At 54.1% G+C, this 17586-nt stretch carries 14 protein-coding genes and 1 pseudogene; 6 read left to right on the top strand and 9 right to left on the bottom strand.

The window, feature by feature from the left end; genetic code table 11:
- Positions 1 to 595: 595 nt before the first annotated feature.
- Positions 596 to 3193: a DEAD/DEAH box helicase gene (locus Q0672_RS23000; protein WP_298626508.1), complete on the top strand. Its 2598-nt coding sequence runs from the start codon at positions 596 to 598 to the stop codon at positions 3191 to 3193.
- Between the two features lie 176 nt (positions 3194 to 3369).
- On the opposite strand, the pseudogene Q0672_RS22995 reads toward Q0672_RS23000, so the two are convergent.
- Both Q0672_RS22995 and Q0672_RS22990 read right to left on the bottom strand, forming a co-directional pair.
- Positions 3370 to 3468, bottom strand: a pseudogene (locus tag Q0672_RS22995) (DUF4113 domain-containing protein); the annotation flags it as partial.
- Between the two features lie 129 nt (positions 3469 to 3597).
- Positions 3598 to 5274 carry a hypothetical protein gene (locus Q0672_RS22990; protein ID WP_298626506.1) on the bottom strand — a complete coding sequence of 559 codons (1677 nt, stop codon included), beginning with the start codon at positions 5272 to 5274 and terminating at the stop codon, positions 3598 to 3600.
- A gap of 606 nt (positions 5275 to 5880) precedes the next feature.
- Between Q0672_RS22990 and Q0672_RS22985 the strand changes: the two genes are divergently transcribed.
- The 3 genes from Q0672_RS22985 (at position 5881) to Q0672_RS22975 (ending at position 7487) form a co-directional block, all read left to right on the top strand.
- Positions 5881 to 6234, top strand: a complete 354-nt coding sequence (locus Q0672_RS22985; RefSeq protein WP_298626503.1) for a hypothetical protein — start codon at positions 5881 to 5883, stop codon at positions 6232 to 6234.
- A gap of 215 nt (positions 6235 to 6449) precedes the next feature.
- Complete coding sequence (locus Q0672_RS22980) at positions 6450 to 6902, top strand: hypothetical protein (protein ID WP_298626500.1); 453 nt, start codon at positions 6450 to 6452, stop codon at positions 6900 to 6902.
- A gap of 402 nt (positions 6903 to 7304) precedes the next feature.
- Positions 7305 to 7487 (top strand): helix-turn-helix domain-containing protein, encoded by a 183-nt coding sequence (locus tag Q0672_RS22975; RefSeq protein ID WP_367179998.1) that lies wholly within the window; start codon positions 7305 to 7307, stop codon positions 7485 to 7487.
- Between the two features lie 492 nt (positions 7488 to 7979).
- On the opposite strand, the gene Q0672_RS23580 is transcribed toward Q0672_RS22975, so the two are convergent.
- The 6 genes from Q0672_RS23580 to Q0672_RS23570 all read right to left on the bottom strand — a co-directional run bounded on the left by Q0672_RS23580 (position 7980) and on the right by Q0672_RS23570 (position 14370).
- On the bottom strand, positions 7980 to 8912 hold the full coding sequence (locus Q0672_RS23580; RefSeq protein WP_367179997.1) for a TniQ family protein: 933 nt from the start codon (positions 8910 to 8912) through the stop codon (positions 7980 to 7982).
- Entirely contained in the window at positions 8893 to 9891 is a 999-nt protein-coding gene (locus Q0672_RS23575; protein ID WP_367179996.1) for a TniQ family protein, read from the bottom strand. The genes Q0672_RS23580 and Q0672_RS23575 overlap by 20 nt, the downstream gene beginning before the upstream one ends.
- A gap of 2 nt (positions 9892 to 9893) precedes the next feature.
- Positions 9894 to 10904: a TniB family NTP-binding protein gene (locus Q0672_RS22970; protein WP_298626494.1), complete on the bottom strand. Its 1011-nt coding sequence runs from the start codon at positions 10902 to 10904 to the stop codon at positions 9894 to 9896.
- A gap of 34 nt (positions 10905 to 10938) precedes the next feature.
- Complete coding sequence (locus tag Q0672_RS22965) at positions 10939 to 12927, bottom strand: hypothetical protein (RefSeq protein WP_298626491.1); 1989 nt, start codon at positions 12925 to 12927, stop codon at positions 10939 to 10941.
- A gap of 12 nt (positions 12928 to 12939) precedes the next feature.
- On the bottom strand, positions 12940 to 13902 hold the full coding sequence (locus tag Q0672_RS22960) for a TnsA endonuclease N-terminal domain-containing protein (RefSeq protein ID WP_298626489.1): 963 nt from the start codon (positions 13900 to 13902) through the stop codon (positions 12940 to 12942).
- Positions 13903 to 14100: 198 nt separating this feature from the next.
- The gene (locus Q0672_RS23570) at positions 14101 to 14370 is read right to left on the bottom strand and encodes a DNA-binding protein (protein WP_367180000.1); all 270 of its coding nucleotides are present in this window, start codon (positions 14368 to 14370) and stop codon (positions 14101 to 14103) included.
- Positions 14371 to 14447: 77 nt separating this feature from the next.
- On the opposite strand from Q0672_RS23570, the gene Q0672_RS22955 reads away from it, so the two are divergent.
- The gene (locus Q0672_RS22955; protein WP_298626488.1) at positions 14448 to 14888 is read left to right on the top strand and encodes a helix-turn-helix transcriptional regulator; all 441 of its coding nucleotides are present in this window, start codon (positions 14448 to 14450) and stop codon (positions 14886 to 14888) included.
- Positions 14878 to 15474: a hypothetical protein gene (locus Q0672_RS22950; RefSeq protein WP_298626486.1), complete on the top strand. Its 597-nt coding sequence runs from the start codon at positions 14878 to 14880 to the stop codon at positions 15472 to 15474. The genes Q0672_RS22955 and Q0672_RS22950 overlap by 11 nt, the downstream gene beginning before the upstream one ends.
- Before the next feature lie 243 nt (positions 15475 to 15717).
- On the opposite strand, the gene Q0672_RS22945 is transcribed toward Q0672_RS22950, so the two are convergent.
- Entirely contained in the window at positions 15718 to 17484 is a 1767-nt protein-coding gene (locus tag Q0672_RS22945) for a hypothetical protein (RefSeq protein WP_298626483.1), read from the bottom strand.
- Positions 17485 to 17586: the final 102 nt, after the last annotated feature.

The raw sequence follows: 17586 nt of genomic DNA, 5'->3' as shown, positions 1-17586 counted from the left end.
AGCCGATCGAGATTCGACCAGCCCAAGACACCATGATTTTTGCATGTCTGATCTGTAATCTAAAGCAGCCTGACCGCCAGCGGAACTCACAGTTTGGTTTTTTTAGCCGGGCAACTGCCTCATGCCTATGCCAACAAGCAACAAGTCGACCTTTGCTGCCAATCCGTCCGTGCCGACTGAACAGTGGCTATAGTGCCGATACCCGCCGGATTGAGGCCAACGCCTTCGAACGACAAGTTCGTTACCTCGGTGTCGAGGTCGATGAGGGGCTGGAGATCGCCAATCAGAAAGGAGTGATGATAGGTTGGCTGCACGTCCTCGCAGTGGGTGCGTCAGGCGGCCGTGAGCGGACAAACGTGTAAACACGTCGCCACTTTCTGGCATCATGTTGATCGAGTATTTTCGGCTATGGGAGTCACTGACGCCAACGCCCGTGCTAGGCAACAAGCGGCCAGTCCCGAAAATCGCATCCTAGGAACATTTTGCAGCTCTGCAGCAGGATGCCGCTGAGCGCTGTATCAATCACCATGCAATGGGCGGACGCGCGTCCAATCGAAGGTTGGGCTCGTGAGCTTGCTTGAGGGAGGAATCGAAGATGGCATTCAAGAAGCCCGCAGCCGCGGTCGCCGTCCCGGAGAGCCCGGATCGGCTCTTCCGCGACCTGCCGAAACGCCGGCATCCCAGCTTGTTCGACCATCAAGGCCAGATGCTGCGCAACTACGTGGCCAACGCGCTCGACGCCAAGGATGTCGCGCTCCAACTGCCCACAGGGAGCGGCAAGACCCTGGTCGGGCTGCTGCTGGCGGATTGGCGCCGCCGCAAGTTTCGCGAGAAGGTCGTCTACCTGTGCCCGACAAACCAGCTGGTCAACCAAGTGGCCGAAGAGGCCGCCACGAAGTACGGCCTGTCCATCGAGGCCTTCACCGGCAAGATTAAGGACTACGCACCGGCAGCCAAGGCCGCCTACGCTGACCGTGACCGGGTCGCCGTCACTAACTACAGCAGCCTATTCAACACCAATCCCTTCTTCGAAGACCCCGACATCATCATCGTCGACGACGCCCATGCCGCCGAGAACTACATCTCGGCCCAGTGGACGTTGTCGATGTCGCGCCTGAACGAGGACACGGTCCACCTGCACAGCGCGGTTGCCAGCGTCATCAAGCAGGCGATCCCGCAGGCCACCTACGCGCGCATCATGGGCCTCACGCGCGACGTCGACGATGCGTCCTGGGTGGACAAGCTGCCGACCCACCTGCTTGCCGCGCTGGCCGGCGAACTGGGTGCTGCGATTGGCGGACATGTCGGGGACATGCGCGAGCGCTTCACCTGGAAGAGCCTGGCGGGGCACCTGAACGCCTGCCAGCTCTACATGTCGGCCACCGAGATCATGATCCGGCCGTTGATCCCGCCGACCTGGTCCCACGCGCCATTCACGGGCGCAAAACAACGCATCTTCATGTCGGCCACGCTCGGGGCCGGCGGCGACCTCGAGCGGCTCACGGGCCGCCCGAAGATTCTTCGCCTGCCGATTCCGGACGGGTGGGATGTCCAGGGCATCGGCCGCCGCTTCTTCGTCTTCCCCGAGAAGTCGCTGAACGAGGACGACACGCTGGCCCTGCGCCATTCGCTCATGTGCGAAGCGGGGCGCAGCCTGGTTCTCACCCCGCGATTCGACAGCGCCGGTGAGATTAGGCAGGAGGTGGAAGAGGCGCTGGGGTATCCCGTTTTCGAGGCCGAAGACCTGGAGAAGACGAAGGCCAAGTTCCTGGCCGAGGACAAAGCCGTGGCCGTGATAGCGAACCGGTATGACGGCATCGATTTCCCCGACGACGATTGCCGGCTACTCTTTGTCGAGGGGTTGCCCAAGGCCACCAATCTGCAGGAGCGTTTCCTGATGAACCGAATGGGTGCCAACCTGCTCTTCAACGAACGGGTACAGACGCGGGTCATGCAGGCTTTGGGACGCTGCACGCGTGGCCTCAATGATTACTCGGCCGTCGTGGTGACTGGCGACGACCTGCCGGCCTACTTGACCGATCTCAAGCGACGCGTGCATTTCCACCCGGAACTGCAGGCCGAAATCGAGTTCGGCGTGTACCAGTCCACTGACACCACGGCGCGCGAGATCGTCGACAACTTCGGGGTTTTCCTAGAGCATGACGACGCTTGGGAGGAGGCCAACGGTTCCATCCTGGAGGCGCGCAGCGAGGCGAAGCAGCAGGACTTTCCTGCGATGGACGAACTTGCCTATTCGGTCGCCAAGGAGATCGAGTGGCAGACCGCAATGTGGAATCAGGACTACGAGAACGCGCACGACGCAGCTCGGGAGGTCCTGGCGGGCCTCAACGACCCGGGCCTACGCGGCTACCGAGCACTCTGGTTCTACTTGGCCGGTGCTGCAGCAGAGCGCGCTGCTGCCGAGGGCGTGGCCGGCTTCGACGTCAAGGCACGCCAAGCCTATCGTCGGGCCAAAGAGGCGGCACTGGGGATCCCCTGGCTGGTGGCGTTGGCACGGGGCTCCGCGACGGAAGCCGAAACCGCAGAGGCCACCAAGGACGCCGCGCTCATGCTGCAGGTCGAGCGCCTTGAGGGCTACCTGGCCAAACTGGGGACGCTGCACAACCGCGATTTCACGGCGCGTGAACGCGAGATCCGCATTGGCCTGGCGTCGGCAAAGACCTTCGAGCGGGCCCAGTTGCTGCTTGGCGAGCACCTGGGTTTCGCCGCCGGCAAAAAAGAGTCGGACGCGTCACCTGACCCCTGGTGGATGATCGCCGATCAGGTAATCGTCTTCGAAGATCATGCAGGGGCCAAGGAGGACGCGGTCATCGATGCCACCAAGGCTCGGCAGGCCGCTTCGCACCCAGATTGGATTCGCGCGAACGTGGCTGGTGCCGAGGCGGCTACGATCGTGTCGGTGCTGGTGACCCAGGCCACCGAAGCCCGTGAGGGGGCCATGCCGTCGCTGGGCAAGGTCAGTTACTGGCGGCTGGAAGATTTCCGCGCGTGGGCCGAGGCTGCGCTTGTGGCCATTCGCGAGTTGCGCCGCACCTTCACGGAGCCCGGCGATCTTGCCTGGCGGGCCACGGCTGCAGAAGCCTTGGAAGAGGGCAGTCTGGATGGCCCTGGATTGATCAATTGGCTCTCGAAGCGCGTGGCTGGCGACCTGATGAGGCCGGTGTCCTCGTGAGCGGTACCGATAGCTCTGGCCATCCGCGTCGCCAGTAATTGCTGATTCGATAGTGTCCCGCTGCCTAATTGGCCGGAGCATCGGCCATAGCCAAGAACTCTGCGACAGGTGATCGGTACATTGCAGACTGAGTCTGCATAGAGTCCAAGAGTCGGCCGACAAGCAGACCCTCGTCCCTACCGTGCGAGAACCGCCGGCAGTTCATCCCACCTCGTTGTATACCTTGGCGACAACCGATCCCGCCGCATCTGCCAAGAGCGTGCGATATAGTACCGACCCCGGAACCCGCCTTGCGCAAGAGCATGCTGGAAGGCAGGGCAACAAGGACTCCAGGATCAGTTCCCCAGATCTGCAGTGAAAAATTTCTGACTCAGGCCACCACAGCTAAATGCCTGAGAACTCGGCTAGCCAGGAATCGAGATGGTCCAGTTACCAGATTTCAGTTCTATCATCACGCAATCTTTGTATGGGTCTCGGTCATGGCACATGCGGTTGAACGGGATGGCTAGGCTCATCGGGTCCGCTGCGTACTGCGGAGTCGGTGCTTCAAACGTGAAGCCGCTTTTCACTTGCTCGATAATCTTGTCAGGCGAAGTCATGTCCTTGTTTATCGCGAACGGATGCCATGCATCTCGCCAAAACAGCATGCCACCAAGGCAGTACGCGTGTCCGTCTTTCTCGATGAAGGGGATGCCGCTGTATAGGACGAGGACCACTTCAGGATGGTAGTCCGCAAGCTCGTCCAGGTCTTCAAGGGCATCGTAGTCGTCTTGTTCATCAGGTAGGTGGACGTAGGGCAGGCACACGACTGGGATGTCGCCGTAGAAGACCTCTTTACTGCAAGCGTAGAACGCTTCGTTATACCGGGTATGCGCTTTCTCACTGGGAGAGAGGGCCCATCCAAGGGATTCCAACAGCGTCCACCACTTGGGGTAGGTGGGACTGCGAGGCATACCGCTATGCCGCATTCCCTCCCTCAGGTAGTCCGCCCAGGACTTCCCAATGGAGCGTTTTAGCCACTCGACGAGCTGGGCACCCGTTTCCGGCCAGTCTTTTTCATACTCGGTAGCCTCGAAAAGCGGCGCAACCTCGTTGCGATAGAGGCGCAAGGCCCAGAACACGCAGCCCATTGGGTCACTCTCAGGGGGGCGTGAGTCCAGGAAGGTCGAGGGAACATGAACTGGGGGCTTGAAAGGGACGACCAGTCCTTCAGGAGTGAGCGTTACGATGAGCCCTTCCGCCCGAAGCACACCAAAATTGTTCGGTAGGACATAGAGCCAGTCATCGGGATGCTCGCTGCTCGGGCCGAGGGGGCACCCACAGCTAAGTTTGCTCATCACGATTTCGGGACCTTGCGCCTTCAGGTCAGGCTCAAGGTCTCGCTGTAGGTCGAGGAGTTCAGCGAGCGCGGGGTTGTCCAATGCAACGGCTACAGGCGCGACAACGTCACGAAGAGTCCAGCCGTACTGGGCGAAGCAGTCCCGTTCATCCGGTCTAGTATCAAATTCCTCGTCATACCCGAAACAGAGCCACCAGGGGTTCTCCGGTTTTTCTTGGGTAGAAAACTCAAAGCCCAGGAGCTTCAGGGTCTGCTGGTCTTGGAGGGCTTCCATCTGGGAGCGAGCGAACAACCCAACAGGTACGCTTGCCAGAAGCTCTCCCAGCTCTCCTGGGGCAAACCAGGTCTTGTAATGTGCTGAGAAGTTCGGGGAGAACAGTACGCAGGCGTCCACCTTCACGTCCAGATGAGCCGCACTCCATTGGTGGAGCGTGCCGGAGAAGACATGGGGCGGAGGGCATCGCGCCAGGGAAGAAACGCCCCTGCAATAGGCATCACGGCTTGACAGGCGATTCACGACCAGTGGATCCCCTACCAAGAAGACCTCCGTACGAAGATTCGGACGCCCCAGAAGCCAAGGCAGGAACGCGAACCAACGGCCTTCGTCGGTGCACTCGACGATGCCGGCGCCGGGGATGAGTAACGTTAAGGTCTCGCCATCGAGTAGCTCTGGGTGAGCTTGCAGGAGCCAGCGCGCGGCACTGGCGGGCGCTGCCAGACCAACCATCAGGTCCTGACTCAAGTCAGGCTGAAAAGCCGGATGAGCTCGTAGAAAGTCGCGTAGCAAGGGGGGCCATTCGCGATGGACAAGGGCAGGGGACGTAGTCATCGGGTTTCGCGGGCAATCTAGGCCAACTGGACGAGTAGGAATCGAGCGGACGGTGAACTCCCGTCCCTACGCCCGCATCTCCTTTCGTTGTCGTTATCCAGGGGCAACCGCTATCGGTGCTGAAGAGGTTAATCAACGTGGAAGTGTACGATAGTCCTTTGTCCTGTGCTATGCATTGGAAGTGCGTTGGGCAAGAGCGGTGGCGGAAGCGAGGCCCGAGAAGTGTTTAGCGAGACTTCTTGAGTTTGGCTCTGGGGCTTGGGAGAAGATGAAGGCGATCAAGTTGAGGCGCCGGCCCTGGTAAGGCCAGGCACGCTCCAGCATGCCAACATGAAGCGGTTGGCGAGCGTGTGGTGCCGTGTGTGGGTTCTCTACGCATCGGCAACTCGATTTGTGCCAACAGCAATCTCACGGTTGGGCGATCAGCAGCTCTGATAATACTCCCAAAATCTTGCTAAATGAATTTTTTGCACCAATAATGAACTGGTGGAAACTTGCAGCAGAGAGGGAGATTGGGGGATGGACGATCAACTCAAAGCACTTTTCGACTACACGAAATTTCACATCGGCATGTACACCACACTGATCGCTGGAATCATCGGAATCTTCGCGAACGATCAGCTAAAGCAGGCGTATGCAGGGATGATTCCCTACATCAAAGTAAGCATCGCACTCTTTCTGATCGCAGGGGCAGCAGGTGGGTTGATTGCAAGCAGCGTCCCTGCCCACAAAAACTGGGACGATTTCGTAAAGAGCCGTCTCGGACCATGGTCATTGCAATGGATACCTTCCCCTCTTTGTTGCCACATTGAACATACCGCGTTCTGGCTCGGCTGCGTCATAGCGGCAATTGGGCTCTTTCAGGTTCTATAGCCAAGAGGGCCAAGAATCAGCATCCGCGGTCCTGGTTGCACAGGGCTCCTGCCGCTGCGCTGATGACATCGCTTTCTGGCCATCTCGCAGCCCCCACAACTTCGCAACTCTTTGTTTTGTAGGGGCCCGCAACTGGTGCTGTAACAAAGACATCAATCCGTGATGCATGGATGCGGGAGCCCTGCCTAGCCTCAACCAGAGTGGCGGCAGGAGAGATGAGTAGCTGCGCCGCCGATGTCTCTCGCCAGCGGCGCAAGAGCAATACGCTGGCCACGACGCTGACGCTGCTGAAAGCGATTGCGCTACACGCGACCTCCGCAACCAGATGCGGATCGCCGCGCATCAGCGTGATTCAAGTGACTTCCATCACCATCTCCGTTCCGGTGTGGATACTTGACCGCTACACACTTTTCAGCCTCGCAAAAAGACTAGCTGGTGAGTGGGAATTCCTTGTAGAGCGCGTACTCGGAGATGTCCCAGGCTCCGTAAGCTGTGCAATACCGGCTTCCCCCCTCGACCTCATAGACCTGAGCAAGTGGATCGGAGTGTTTCATCCAAAGCCTGACCAGCGGTTCCATTTTCCAACGTCTAGTGCCGTTCAGGAAAGGTGGGCTAACAAGTTGGACGCCTATGATCGACACCCCATCACTCTCACCGTCCAGAACTGACATCAGCTCGCGAGCGGGATGTGTGATGAGCACCGTCTCGTGCAGGTCACCGCTAGGTGTAGAGATTGAGTAGCTTACGTAAAACCACTCGTTCGGTGTGGAGAGTGTCACCGCTCTCCACACGTCCTTTCCCTTGCCTGCAAGTTTAGACATGAAGGGATGGTGCGCAGTTACATCAGTAATAAACATACGATTCTATGTCTTCGGCGATGACGGACGGTCAGCCATTTGGCTAGTCAAAGTAGTTTCAGAGCCCGCTTAGCCCGAACTGAATTATGGAAACATCAGCATTGTGACGTAAACGCGGCTGACTTAAAAGCTCGGCTTCGGGACACTCAAACGATGTCTCTCAGCCATACGTCGCTTCGTTCCAACTCTCTGACAGCGCGAGAGCTTCTTGCCATGAATATCGTTCGCCTGCGCAGGGAGAAAGGCTGGTCTCAGGAGGATCTTGCTCTGGAGGCCGGGCTACATCGCACTTTCGTCGCACACGTTGAGCGCAAAGTGCGCAACATCTCGCTCGACAACATCGAGCGTCTCGCGAATGCGCTGCAGGTCAGTGTTCACATTCTGTTGCTCCCGTAGCCTCCTCCAAGCTTGCCTTGTCTCTCGCTTCCAATGAAGAGACAGAGGTCAATCAGTCCACACAAAGAGGTTTCGGGCTTGATAGGTTCGCCATTTAGGACGGTCTAGATCCTTACTCGCTTCGGAGAGCAGAGGTCGCTTCGAAACGGGACAACCACTCCTCCAGACGCTCCTTAGCTGGGTGGTCGCCCTCCATCGAATTTTCGATGGTGTCCCAGAATTCTCGGAGCAGCCCGTAGGCTTCAGAGAGTTCCGCCTGAATCTCATTGATCCGCTCGCTTTTTGTTTTTGACATAAATTTATATTTTTGCGTAGCCCTGTTCGGATCTCCGAGTTCGGGGTGGGTTGGACGTCGTCGAACGCGGCAGCTACACCTGGGGCATCTAATGATTCTCATTGCGTGAATGGCTTCAAACCTACCCGGGCGCCTAGCTAAGACTTCTTTGACACTTGGTCGATCCGCTGGTCGTTTCAGCATGAACTTCTCAGCGGTTACGTCCTCTTAACTTCGTATATGTCGCGTGAAGTGGTGTTCATGAGATCGAAATGCTTTTGTCCGAAGAGTGAGGTTACGATGGATTCCGCATGCGGTCCGAAACATCGCCTGTAGTCGATTTCAGCAAGGCACTCTTGAGTTTGGTTTCCGATTTCTATTTTATTTGTCGAGTAAAAGGTTTGAAGATAGATGTACGCAGATACTGTTCCAAATTCGGGGTGGCGAAACATACCGCTTCTTATGAATGGATCCAGCCTTTTCTGGAAATTAAGTAAAAATTTCCAGTTTGCCTCGTCAAGAACAATTTTCTTCTTTGGATTGTACAAAATGTTGCTGCTGCATAATGGGCAGTATCGAGCAACGACTGATCGTTGATCGTCTGTTCTCCACCTTGGATTGTTGTGAGTGAAATCGAAGGGAGCCTTGCATACGCGACAGGTGCTGATTAGGGGGGTTTTGTGGTACTCACAAACCAAGCTGTGTGAAAATCGCCACGAGCGCCTGATAAATGGAATGTCATCAGATTTTAGGCATTGAATGCATATTTTGTATATGGGCGTAAGTGTACGCAAGTCAAAAGTTAATGCTTTATATTCTGATTTACTTAAATGAGGAGCCCAGAGTTGGGTGGTTTGCGCAACATTATTTGGATCTAGCCTAAGAACAGCCGCAATCCTATCTGTCGATTCAGGTGTCAGTCGTCTGGTGAAGTCATAGGTATTACTCGGATATTTGATGCAAAGCAATCTTGAGAGCGTGTCTAATCTTATTCTATGGTGACCTGCTACGCGAAATAGCCAGCCGCTAAATGATTCATTTTGTATTGGAGGGGGGCTTCCAAATAATCTGTTGAGAGTAGCGGGTGACTGTGGTGCGTTGCTGCGGGTCTTTTCGTTCAAACGATTTAGGTCAATTGAAATCGAATTCATACTGCCTGAAAAACGCTCTGAGTCGTGAGGTTTGAGTGTAATGCGTCCAGGTGTGCCTGATATGTTGCTCGAAAGCGATCCGGAGGAACGCTGTTTCCTTGCTGCTTAGTTCGGAGCTCAAGTATCGATAGGCAGAAGTAAATGTTCGATCGATCCGTGCGGCGGATGTGATGTTCTTTGTTTGCGACTGTATCTCTTGTAATGTTTCAAAATACGCCGAAGGCCACGATGTTAAGCAGGAAATTGCGTTTGTGACGATTGTTGTCGCCTCCGCACGATTCGGCTTTTTTCTGCCGTGAACTGTTTTTTGTACTCTCAGTGTGGGGAGAATATGCCCTAGAAACCAAATTGATTTCAATAGGCTATCTAGCGTTAGTGTGCTGAGGTGGCTGGAAAAGGAATATGAGTGTGCATCAAGAGGGGCGAGTTGAACAGGGAAGCCCATTTTTGAAACTATGAGCCGGCTTACATAAATTTCAGCGGATGTCGCTTCGGGTTGAGAAATATCGCGAAGATCGAAGCCACAAAGACATCTATAAACTGAATTTCGATTCCATGGAATTTTTCGCCTACAGGCTGGGCACTGTTGTACCAGCTTGCATTCGTGGAGTGGGCATGCCACGTTTAACGTAAAATCCCAGGAGCCCTGAATAAATGGCTCCTCGGAAAGGCATCTTGCGCAGACGGCTGGCGATCTGGGCGAAACAAAGTATTCTTTTGTCACCCAGTCTCCGTTAACATACCACTGGCGGCCATATGTCGTTCTACGACAAAATCCGATGAGTTTTGTTATCTCGTCGATTTTGCATCGGCAGTGCAATGCAAGGCTCTCCGCCTCATCAAGGCTGGGGGATTCCGCTGAGCCAAACAGCTCTTGCAGAATGCTGCTCGGTCCGCATTCGTGATTTGCGGCGGCGCTGCGAATCAGATAGCCCGTAAGTGATTCGCCGATGCGGGGTACGATTCGGGTGAATAACATAATCAGGCAGCTAAGTCGTTAAACGGATTTGGGCTTGGGTAGCCTAATAAATAATAGGCTTGCTGTAGATGGGTAGGCTGAATTGCGGAGCTGCTGTCCATCGCGGCCTGCCTGACGGCTTCACTGAGAAAATGTTTCAATCGACGGAAGTTGCCCTGGGTAAATCCATAAATTGCTGATGGATAGCCGTTACTGTCTAAGCCTGCTTTCTCTGCCATCGGCAAGGCTTCGTCCAGTACCGAAAGTAGCGCAGTCCAGTGCTCATCCATTTTGTATGGTTCAAGTTCGATCCTGCCTGGCCATCGTGATGCCAGCTGCTCGTCGTCTTCGAATAAATCACCTAAACTCGGCTTGCCGAAGAATATGAATGCGATGCGGGTTCGGTCGTATAGGGTTTTCAAATAGTCGCCGACTAAGCCCGCTAGTCTGTCCTTGTTCTGCCGGCGGCCAGATGTCAGTTGAAGGTGATGAGCTTCGTCGATTAAAAGACAGCACGTATTGCAGGCCCGAAGAGCACGTATCACATCGTCAGAGCGTTCTGCTGTAGTTAGCTTTCTTGTGGTGATTTTTTGTCCTAAGCTACTGAGAATGGCCGATTTTACATCTTCTACCTTGGGTGCATTTTCGAGGGTAATCGCTACGGCTGGCACAAAAGATGTTAGCCGACCATGCTGAGGAGGGTAGCGTCTGAGCAGTCGATTGCTAATAAATGTTTTTCCCGTGCCTCCATCCCCTAGGAGGATTGCTCCGCCAGGCGCTGAGATGGTTCGTGAGCGATGCATTAAAGCATCGATAGAGTCCAGCGCTTGTTTAACTGGAGCGGTGAAAATTATGAGGTCAATTACAAATTGCGCTCGCCCTTCTGGCGTATCGTGAACAGCGGTGAGTTGTGTCAGTTTCGCAGAGGGGGCTGGAGTCGGTGTTAAATCTATTTTTGGCTCGAAAAGAGATTCTTGGGAGTCTTCGTTGAAGGTTGAGTTTGTTGTGGGTGGTTCGATAATATTGGATGTCATGAGAATTTGAATCCATTGCTCGAGGAGTGATCTGTTACGCGCCCCATGAAGGTCGCGGTACGCTGGTGCAAGGGGCTACAGTTTGCTTTTCGTTTGGGACGGTTTCAGAAGATACGCTTTGACCCCTAAACGGATCGCCAACTGCCTGTGGTTTGCCTTCTAGTGCAGCGTTGGAGTTAATGTTAGCCATTCTCGCGAGTTTTGATTTGACCGCAGTTTTACCTAGATCCAGCTCCTGCCGAATTGTTTTTTGAATGGAGGCACGTGTTTCGACAAGCGTGTCAATAGCGTTCGAAGCGTCAAGGCGTAGGCCGCGCTGTCGTCTTAGATACAGGTGTTGAAACACGCTTAGCCCGCAACTGTAGTCGGGTCGGGTCGATGGGACTAGAAAGTATCTATTTGTTATCGGGCTTAGTGCATAAATATGTCCGAGGTCTTCAATTTGGACTGCAAACGATAATTTTATGCCTTTCCCAATTTCATTCATCAGCTGGCTAAGCTCGTCGCTGGCATAGGTTATCCATTTGTATCTCAACCCCTCTTGGGAAAGAGTGCCTGTGTTGTGTTCGCCGAGAATGATGTTTAGTGCATCCGGTGAGTTCGGATATGGTGGCGGCGCCAACGAAATTTCGTCCATCCATATGTCGATAGGCCTTGCTTGGTTTCGTGCGTTTGGGAAAACGTTGTGAAAGTCTGCTGCCCATTTGTGTAGGAGGTATATAAGCGTCGTAAACCGGATAACTGCTTGCTCGGATGGGTTGTAACCTGCGCGTTGGCTCAGGTTGGAGAACGTTCGTCCAGGGATTGACTCGAAAAATGTTTGTTCAAGGGTCAGGAAGAATCTTTCAATTGATCCTTTTAGCCACGGAGTGCGCCGTTCGCAGTATTCATACATTGATCCAATTGATACGATGGCTGTCCTGTAACGCTGAGATTTGAAGTCGGCGCCACGGTCCGACTCGTAATAATGAGCTCGTCCGAATGAAGCCCATGGATTTTCTATATCAGGCCATTGTTCGTACGCAAGATGGTGCGATACTAGCGAGTGTTTTAAGGCGCCGAATATGGAGCTCAGTCCAGTAGGGGTGAATGATACGTAAAATCCCAAAAGCATTCCTGATCGACGGTCTTTAATCGCCGTAAGCCATGGTCGACCTAGTGGGAGATATGATTCGTCGTCTATTACATAAAGATTTAATGGTGTGTGGTCGATCTCGGCGTAGTCAAGCGGGTAGTCGCATGGTAAGTGGCCTTTGATCATTTTGAAGTGATGGCGCGCGGCTTCGCGTCCAAAGCGAGCAACCATCAATTCTTTTTTTGGGCGCGCTTCTATTCGCGCGTAGAATGACCTTTGAGATACTCTACGGAGAAGCGGAAGGCCGCTTTTCTCTCTCCGTAGGTTTTCGTTTTTGAGTTCATTTCTGTAGGCAAGATATGCTCCGCTTGCGGTGGGGCGAGTATCTAGCGCGTACTTTTCATCAATTTGGCGCTGTAGAAATTCTTCGCTGTCGTTGTCAATCGTTTTCTTTTTTGTTTTTTCGCTGTGCCCATTGATAAGAACATAGACTTCGCCTTGATTGGTTTCTAAATTCTTCCACCAATATTGAATCGTAGAGGCGCCTGGGGCTCCTTTGGGATCATTTATTTTTGCCGCTATTTTTGCGGACTCTTCGATGATAAGTTTCCTTTGACCTCTTGTGATCCCCGCTTTTTTTAGATTGCTTATGTAGGTAACCTTTCGATCTACGTCTTGTTGGTACTTTTCCGGGAGGCTTGATAAGTCACGAATTTGCGTTGAAGCTGGTTCCGTCGGTGTCTTTAGGACTTTGGGTGACGAAAATGCATTTAGGATTGTTAGTCGCTGTGTATTGAACTCACCCCAAAAGACGGGTTCGGATATAGTTATACGTTGTCCTGAGGTTGGCTCCTCGAAATATATATCGTTCCCGTGACGGCTTACATACTCGAGGGTTACTCCTTCTCGTTGGATTATTAATCCGGTCTCGAGAAAAAAGGTTCCCATGTCGATTTCTCCCTACCGTTTGATAATTGAGAGAATGTGGAGGCCAGGCGTGCGATCCCTGCTGTCCCAAGCTGTTCCGCGGGGAAGTTCCTCTTCTCTGCGATCACGAAGAGGCGGTTGTTTAATATCTCCGCCGACATAGTTTTGTGGTCCAGCGTTTGAACGACGCAATCGCAGAGCCTTTGCATTCGCCAAGAGCTGTTTATCCGTCGGGTGACGACCCATAGCCAATTCCGCCAGTAGACGACTGTATCGACTTGAATTGATGATTGTTTCAAGCGTAAGTCCCTCAAATGGCTGGCTTGGAAGACTGATTGGAGTATTGCTGCCAAGTGGAGCGCTCCACTCGAAGCAAATTTTTCTTTTTGCAATAAGGGTGTAAATGTCGACGAGCTCTAAATTGGTGTTTTTTAGAATCTCTGAGATTTTCATTGGGCCAGAGGAGAGCGCGGTAGTGGCATTCAATAAAATGTGCTCAGGGATGTGACTGGTCACGTACCGATAGAGCAGTTTTACGTTTTTAAATCGAGGCTCTTCAAATAGTTGAACGTCTGTGATAAAGATAAATATTTCATTCTTTGAGCGAAAGTATTTAGCAATTTCTTGATATTTTGAAACAGCCTCTTCGTGAGAAAGTGATGGAAGCGCCTTGACTTCAATATTGACGGGTCGAGCTTCGGCCACTTGTGTGACTACAAAGTCTGGGGTGTACCGACGATTTTCTCCGTTGGAGGTCTGGTAGTGATGCTCGATTCCCTGTGATTTTATTTCTGTTATGTCGTGACAGAGGGAAAGCGCTGCGATGGTGTGTTTTTCGAGGTAGGACTCGTGCTCGGCGTGCCAGGGGGTAAGTCCTTCGATGTAGGCTCCGCCTGTGGTGCGGTGAGGCGATACTTCGACAAGTTTGCGGGCTGGGCCGGGTGGGGACGGTGGAGCTGTCTTCGCTCTTTTGCGAGGGCCGGTTGGCAGGGGCATGATGAGTTCTCTTGAGCATGCGATACTCACCGCCACAATGCATCCAAAATGATGCATTGTGGTGTGGAGTGGCTGATTTTTCAGTCAAGACTTGACTTCGCCGCTCTGCTTGGAGATACTTTAAGCGCGAACTTAGTAGTAATCTCTGCGCAAGCGGACGGAGCCGGGCGAGCCTTCTTGGTGAGTTCGGCTTTTTGTTTACATGGTTGAATTCCTTTCAGGATGTTCGGGGGCGGAGCTTGCTAGTAGCTGAGTGAGCTTCTCTGCATTCATGCTGCGCCCGGCCTTGACGCCCAAAGCAACGGCAATTTTGTGGCTCTGGCCGCGTAAGCACTTGCGCTTTCCGTCTAGGACTTGGTAGACAAGCCCTCCGGAGAATCCATTTATGCGGGCCCACTCAGCGATCGAGACTCCTGTGTCGAGAATGATGTCTCGAGCTTCGCGGAGTGTCCTAGTCGAATGCTGCATAGCCAGTGCGATGAATGATATTGAATGCACTCTAGCAGGTATGTATTTTTTTGTGTACATTATTGTTGAGGCTTGAGATGGCAGACAGTCATGCCGTTTTTTCAGGTCTTGGTGACCGGCTGCGGCAAGAGCGGCGTCGTCTAGGGCTCAATCAAGCTGAGTTTGCCGCTTTGGCTGGTGTTCAGAGGCTTGCGCAGGGCCAGTATGAGTCAGAAGCTAGAGAGCCAAAGCTCAGTTATTTGGCAGCGTTGGCCGCTGTCGGGGTCGATGTCGGTTTTGTTCTACTTGGAAGGAAAGGCGTCGGCTTGCCGTTGCCGGAGCAGAAACATATCGAGCAGGAGGTCTTCGCTTTGATAGAGGAGTACGTCCGAGCCCGATGCAATGGCAGTCTTTCTGCTGAGGCGCGGTATGTGCTGTTTGATGTGATGCGTGCGCATCTCACGACGAGTTCGCGTAATGGCAGTGGGTTAAATATCTCTGAACTGCTTTCGGCTGCGGGAGGGGGAGGTGAGCGATAGCCACAACGATGATGAGCGCGCTGTTCGGCAAGCACTTGAGGCGATCGCGAGAGTTTCGGCGAGCGAGATGGGCGGTGCCGCCAACCGCGATACGATCGGTGACTTGAGGCGAGAGCTGCTTGCTTGTCCTCAAGAATCAGCGGAGCAGATCAACGAGTCTGTCGATGTGAAGGGCGCACTGCATCGGCTTAGCCCCGGAAGAGAGGAGAAAGAGGCGTTTTTTGATTGGTTGAAGAGAACTCGTCAGCTCACTGAGGGTGAGCTAAGCTTGGCTCGTCGAGTTCAATTGTTTGACCAGGATTCTCAGGGGCGTTTGAGGTTACGCTCTCGGAGAATAAGTGAGGCCCAGGCTGCGAGCATCATCGGAGTTACATGTCTGGTTGCAGGCCTCTGGTGTGGATGGGTTCTGTTCTCCGATCGTGACGGGCTTCAGCAGGTCATTAACTCATTTTTGTGCGGTGCGTTAATTGGCCGGATCGCTGCGTACGTTTGGGATCAATCGATTCGATTTGAGCGGCTCAGGTCAAAAGTTAGTGAGATTGCTCCTTGGTTGAGCGGTAATGCGCCTGAAACTATCAAAGTTTAGTGGCAAGCTCGCTCAGTTAGAAGCCTGAAGTGGGCGTGAAGTACAGAGAAAGACGCGGATGCCGTCGGAACCCGCGATGGTTCAGTGTTGCCTTGTGGTGGCTCGCATTGTTCGAGAGCAGATGCAAGTCAGACTCAGGTCGTGTGGCACGCTCGAACTCCAGGATCAGCTCCCCAGATCTGCAGTGACAAATTTCTGATTTAGGCCACTCGGCTGGAAACAGCCAAACGCTTGAGAACTCAGCTAGCCCGGAATCACGATGGTCCAGTTACCTGATTTCAGTTCTACCATCAGGCAATCCTTGTCTGGGTCTCGGTCATAACACATGCGATTGAAGGGGATGGCCAGGCTGAGGGGGTCGGCTGCGTACAACGGCGTTGGGGTCTCAAACGTGAAGCCCGCCTCCACCTGCTCGATAATCTTGTCCAGCGAGGTCATTTCCTTCGTTATCGCGAACGGATGCCATGCGTCGCGCCAGAAAAGCATGCCGCCAAAGCAGTACGTGTGTCCGTCTTTCTCGATGAAGGGAATGCTGCTGTACAGGACTAGGACGCCGTCTGGATGGTCGTACTCCAGCTCGTCAAGCGCATCAAGGGCTACGTAGTCATCCCTCTCATCGGGTAAGTAGACGTACGGAGGGCAGATGACAGGAAGGTCGCCGAAGATAAGCCTTGTGCCCCCCACGTAGAACATGGGCTGGCGTGGTGAGGGGCTTTCCTTGCACGAATAGAGCGACCACCCAAGAGATCCCAGCAGGCTGTACCATTTTGGGTGAGTAGGACTGCGAGGCATGCCGCTGTGCCGCATTGCCTCCCTAAGGTAGTCAGCCCAGGACTCCCGTCTTAACGTGCATTTTAGCCGCTCGATTAGCTCGGTTCCTGTTGCGGGCCAGTCTTTTTCGTATGCGGCAGTCTCGAAGATTGGTGCAACCTCGTTGCGATAGAGACGCAAGGCCCAAAACATGCAGCCCATCGGGTCACCCTCAGCGGGTCGCGAGTCCAGGAATGTCGAGGGGACATGAAGTGTCGGCTCGAACGGAACGATCAGGCCCTCGTCGGTTAGCGTAACGATGAGCCCCCCCGCTCGCAGGACACCAAAATTGTTCGGCAAGATATAGAGCCAGTCATAGGGAGGCTCACTACTCGGGCCTATGGGGAGAGCACGGCTTAGGTCGTACATCACGCCTTCAGGGCCGCGCGTCTTCAAGTCGTTCTTAAGGTCTCGCTGTAGGTCAAGGAGTTCAGGGAGTGCCGGGTTGCCTAGCGCAACGGCTGCTGGCGCCATAACGTCTCTGAGTGTCCAGGAGTACTGGGCGAAACAGTCCCTTTCATCCGGTCGGTCATCCTCCTCCTCGTCGTACGAGAAACTGAGCCACCAAGGATTGGCCGGCTGCTCTTGGGCAGAAAACTTGAAGCCCAAGAGCGTAAGGACCTGTTGATCTTGGAGTGCTTCCATCTGGGAGTGGGCGAAAAGTCCAAAAGGTGCACTTGTCAAAAGGTCCCCCAGCTCCCCTGGGGCGAACCAGGTCTTGTAGTGTGCCGAGAAGTTCGGGGAGAAAAGTACGCAGGCATCCACTGTTACGTTCGGATTCGCTTCCTGCCATTGTTTGAGCGTGCCCGAGAACATATGGGGCGGACGATGTCCCTCTAGGGAGGAGACGCCCCGGCAAAAGGCTCCACGCTGCGACAAAGGATTCACTACCAGCGGATTGCCCACCAAGAAAACCTGCGTCTGAAGGTTTGGGCGGCCCAGAAGCCAAGGCAGGAATCCAAACCAACGGCCTTCATCGGTGCACTCGACGATGCCGGCTCCGGGGATGAGTAACGTTAGCTTCTCACCCTCAAGGAGCTCAGGGTGCTCTCGTAGGAGCCAGCGTGCGGCACTGGCTGCCGCTGCCAATCCGACTTCCAGGTCGCTGCCGGAGGCGGACTGGAAGGCCAGATGTGTCCGTAGAAAATCGCGCAGCAGGAGCCGCCATTCGTGATGGATAAGGGCTGGGGATGTAGCCATCGGGCTTCGCGGGCAATCTCAGCCAACTGGCCAAGTAGGAATAGCAGAGGATGATCTCGTCCTTGCTTGTTCCCGCATCTCCTTTAGTTGTTGTTATCCAAG

It is taken from the genome of uncultured Zoogloea sp., assembly GCF_937894855.1.
In the GTDB taxonomy this organism is placed as follows: domain Bacteria; phylum Pseudomonadota; class Gammaproteobacteria; order Burkholderiales; family Rhodocyclaceae; genus Zoogloea; species Zoogloea oryzae.
Note: the sequence above shows the minus strand (reverse complement) of the source record. Positions and strands in the feature narration are given on the sequence as shown.